The following is a 4,307-nucleotide window of genomic DNA, read 5'->3' as shown; positions in this document are numbered from 1 at the left end:
TCATGGATCATGGCCATGGATTTAACCCTTCCCTGACTTTCTTTTAAAACGTCTCGTGTTTCTTCCCCGGATACATGTTGCCTCTGCAGGTTCAGGAGGCTGCTGATAATCTGCATATTATTTTTAACCCGGTGATGAATTTCCCTTAAAAGAACTTCTTTCTCTTCCAGAGACTCCTTAATTGCCTTTTCTGCGTAAGAACGTTGTAATGCAATCGAGGCCTGGTTCACAATAGTTTCTATTGTTTTTTCATGTTCAAGGGACTGGTTTTTTGGAAGGGCAATGGTTAAACCACCATAATGCTGTTTATTCCAGTAAAACCCTATATTATAAAATTTCCCCACATCCAGCAGTCTTTCAATCCTCCTGAAAACCCGGGGAGAAATTATTTTAAAAATTAAATTGTAGATTTCCGGGGTTAATTCTTGAAGATGATCAGCGAAGAAATCATCCATTTCCGGGATAAAACCATTGTGCACTGGGAATCTGGTGGGAATGGGATTGATCTTCAGAATACCCTCCATTTCCTGGCGATACTTCTTTAAACCAAAGGTTTTTAAGATACTCATGCCCTTTTTATCAGGTTCAATACTACTAATCACCACATAAGAATTTGGTAGCAGTTTTTTTATTGTTTCACCAATAATTTGATAGATCTCAGTAGTTTTGGATGCACCAACAAGCTGGCTCACAACCTGGTTGGTTATTTCCTCTTCCTGTAATGATCGCTGCAGCGCATTTTCCGCTTTCTGCCTTTCACGGATGAAACGGGTTTGTTGAACATTTTGATAGGCCAGAGAGGATAACTGGTTGGCAAAAGCATAGAGAGCCTCGGCAATTTTTCTAAAATCATCGGTGGACATTAACGGAACTTCATTAAATGCACTGATAAACTTTTCTGGTTTTAAACCTAATTTATGGGCGTAGGCTACTATTTCATCCTCTTTCTGTGCTTCATTACGCACCTGGCCAATTAACCAGTTGGCAATGTGTATCCCCCCAATATTGATACTGGCTCCTGATTCCCATAATCCCGAACTAAAACATTTCCTTATCAAGATCTCTTCCGAGTTTCCACCGACACAGGAATTGGATCTAAAGCAGTTCTGGGCACCTTTAGCTGTACCACGAACCAGGGAACATAAACTGGTGAAATTGCTTGGTTTGGTAATGGGAGTCCCGTCGGGTTGGGTGATGATGGACCCCACCCCGGTAGCTTCGGCGAAAAGGTCCTGTATCTCCTGGATATCCTTGAGATTAAAAAGGTCCTGGAAACGTATCTCTTCGGTGTTAGAGATGGGCTTGCTAAGGGCCACAATTCTTTTTTCCAGTGCTTCTTCAATTTGCTTGCGGTGGGTGACATCACGGGTAACGTAACCAACCCTATACCCTAAACGGGTTTTAATGGGAAATGCCACCTGTTCAATGTAACGAATTTCTCCATCAGTCCGTATTAAATCTGTTTCGTGAATTTGACTCAAGAATGGTGCTCTGCCGGTTTCAAGGGCCTCAAGCTGCAGTTTCATCAGATGTTTTAATCGCTTCAGAGTCCTCCTTTCGGGGGGTGTTAACTGATATTTTAGCTCCCAAAACAATTTACCAATGGCTGACTCTTTTTTCATGCCGGTGATCTTTTCGTATCCCTTATTCCATTCAATTACGCGCCCTTCCTCATCAAGCAAAACAATACCATCTAATGATTGCTGAACAAAGGTACGGAATTTCTTTTCACTCTCTCTGAGGGCTTCTTCTGTTTTTTTACTTAAGCTAGTATCCTGAAGGATACATTGAAGATTATTAAATTTCCCATCATCCCCATATTTCACTTTACCGTGGTAAAGAGCATGGAGGGTGGAACCGTCCTTTTTGATAAGTTCGCATTCCTGACCCTGAACTCTTCCGGCAGTAAGCCTTGGAAACTTACTCTTAAATATATCCAAACAATCGGTAGTCAGGAAGTCACCAAACCATCTTCCAATAACCTCTTCCCGTGAATAGCCCAGGGTATCCAGCCACATCTGATTCACTTCCAGGAAGTTACCGTCAGCATCCAAAGATTGGTAGGGAAGGGGGATTTCATCATAAAGATTTTTTAAATTACTTTCCCCTGATGGGGTGCATTTTTTATTCAAATCTTGATTCAGGGTATTTGAATGTTTATAAATAGCAATATCAATCATATGTCTCAATTGACTTAAATTATAAGGTTCTGAATCATTTTTTAACATGAAACCATGGGTTGCATTGGCTAATATATGTTTATGAATTGGTAAAAAATCAGATTGTCCTTTTAAGTCAATTAAGGGAATAAGGGGTACATTTGAATTAAATATGTTCGATGTCAGTTCATCCCCTTCAGCTTGGGCATCAGACCATTCTGGAGGAATATTCATTAAAACAAGGTCGACGTTTAATTTTTCAGCTTCCACCCCAACCATTTTATGGTGTGAATCGGTGTAGAATATTTGATGACCAATGGATTGAAGGTTTTTTTCGAGATCTATCTCTGTGTTGCTGTTGATTAGAATTTTAGCCAAATACTCCCCCTCACACTGTAAAGCTTACCAAAGTTAATAATCATTAGGTAACAATATCTTAAATATATTTGGAAAAGTCTGGCAGATAGATTCTAAAATATTAATTAATGAGGATAATCAATAACTAAACAGCAATCTACTTTTATCTGATAATATATTCTTCATTAATATAGGATTTCCACTTTTTAAGGTATAATACCCTATAAAATCTTCCGGTTAAAAAAAATTAGTTGTGATAAAACTTTTCATCGATTTTTAACCAGGTTTGTGGTTGACCTAGTCACTTCTGAGAATTTAACATCAGCTTCCCATTTTGGTTTACATTCACACTCTATTTCTGGAGGAATGGTCTGGTTAATGTTGGATTCAATAATCAGATTCTTTAATTTAGAGTTGCATTTTTTACAATTGTAAGGCCCTCTACGGGTTCCAAATCCTGCAGTGTCCATTATAACCGGGATTTCAACTGATTCACGCACACGTCTTATAATTTCCAGAGTACTCCATATCCAGGGGGGCTGGTAAGACCCGCGACGCCATAAAACTTCCATTAAAGTCCCCTTGTGTATGGTGGAAGGACAAAAGGCTATCCGGCCCACTCCCATTTCTGCGGCGTACTGTGCAGATCTAACTCCGTCCTCAATTGCTTCTTTTTCTGAGGTTAAAACCGGCTTTACCAGTAAATAAACTTTGCCCTGTACTTTAAAATTAGATTTAACCCGGTTTATGATTTGCATGGCGTTTTCAAAGTCTTCTCTGGTGAATCCTTTGTTTATTCGGGACAGGCGAATTTCATCAGAGGCACTTTCCAGTCCCATGGCCACTTCAAATATCTTCTCTGGAATCAACTGACAGCAGTCTCTTATTATATCTTCAGTGACGTATTCTGGTCGGGACTCAACCACCACTTCTTCCACGTCATCATAGGCATTTATGATCCGGAATATTTCCTGCCGAGCTTGAGGAGGTATTTCTTCTTCATTCAGGAAGCTACCCGAGACAAAAATCTTAATGGCCGTGGGTCCGGCAAGTTCCTGATTCTCAATTTGCCTCTGTAATTGTTGTTTGAAAATTTCCACCAGTTCTTCTGTGGAAACCTCTTCCAGAGGAGAGTCTGCAATGTAACTGCACATACTACACCCTCCTGATCCGGATAAAGCCCAGGCACATCCTGGTGTGGGCAGAACTATGAATATGGTCCGACCCGGGCCGGAATACAGTAAGTCATCTCCGGACCAGCTGGCTGCTAATTCACGGGGAGGCTTTTTATCTACTCGTTTAAGTGCTTTTTTTCGGATGTCGTGAAGCATGTTCTCTAGGGGTTGCTGAGTGGTCATGTGGTTAAAGTTATAGAATCCCTATAATATAATTTGTATAGTAAGTTCCATAATTAATTCAGGTGAGATAACTGGTCAGAAAAATACGGGTCAAATCAGTTTTAAACAAACAGAAACATGTGGATGACTGGTTCTTATCAGGCTATTCCCTAAACCCCTATTCCAACTGTTCCTTTAACTGTGTGTACTGTTACACCCGGGGAAGTAAGTATGGTGAGAACCAGGTGCCGGGCCTGGCTGCTAAGATAAATGCACCAGAAGTACTGGTTAAACAGCTCAAAAACAGGGCAAGAAAAAGAGAATACGGATTCATAGCTTTTGGCTCCGCTACCGATCCCTATCTCCCGGTGGAAGAGGATCTGAGACTCACCCGGGAACTGTTGATCATCATCTTAAGGTTCCGTTTTCCACTGCACCTACTCACCCGTTCTCC

The 4,307-nt window shown here is 40.7% G+C and carries 3 protein-coding genes (1 of these 3 cut by a window edge); 1 reads left to right on the top strand and 2 read right to left on the bottom strand.

Annotation, left to right across the window (positions count from 1 at the left end; genetic code table 11):
* A partial coding sequence (locus tag QC759_RS02915) for a PocR ligand-binding domain-containing protein (protein WP_279844977.1) occupies positions 1 to 2,537 on the bottom strand: 2,537 nt, incomplete at its 3' end.
* Positions 2,538 to 2,782: 245 nt separating this feature from the next.
* Positions 2,783 to 3,874 carry an archaeosine biosynthesis radical SAM protein RaSEA gene (locus QC759_RS02910; RefSeq protein WP_048072324.1) on the bottom strand — a complete coding sequence of 364 codons (1,092 nt, stop codon included), beginning with the start codon at positions 3,872 to 3,874 and terminating at the stop codon, positions 2,783 to 2,785.
* Positions 3,875 to 3,993: 119 nt separating this feature from the next.
* On the opposite strand from QC759_RS02910, the gene QC759_RS02905 reads away from it, so the two are divergent.
* On the top strand, positions 3,994 to 4,307 hold the 5' portion of the coding sequence (locus tag QC759_RS02905; RefSeq protein WP_277897522.1) for an SPL family radical SAM protein. It continues 526 nt past the right edge of the window; only the first 314 of its 840 coding nucleotides appear in the window; its start codon is at positions 3,994 to 3,996; its stop codon lies off the right edge, out of view.

This window comes from Methanobacterium formicicum, from assembly GCF_029848115.1.
Classification (GTDB): domain Archaea; phylum Methanobacteriota; class Methanobacteria; order Methanobacteriales; family Methanobacteriaceae; genus Methanobacterium; species Methanobacterium formicicum.
The sequence above is the reverse complement of the archived record's forward strand: the minus strand, read 5'-3'. Positions and strand labels throughout refer to the sequence as shown.

Excerpts from the sequence above, each read along its gene's own strand:
- QC759_RS02910 (WP_048072324.1), bottom strand. The coding sequence starts at position 3,874 with ATGACCACTCAGCAACCCCTAGAGAACATGCTTCACGACATCCGAAAA.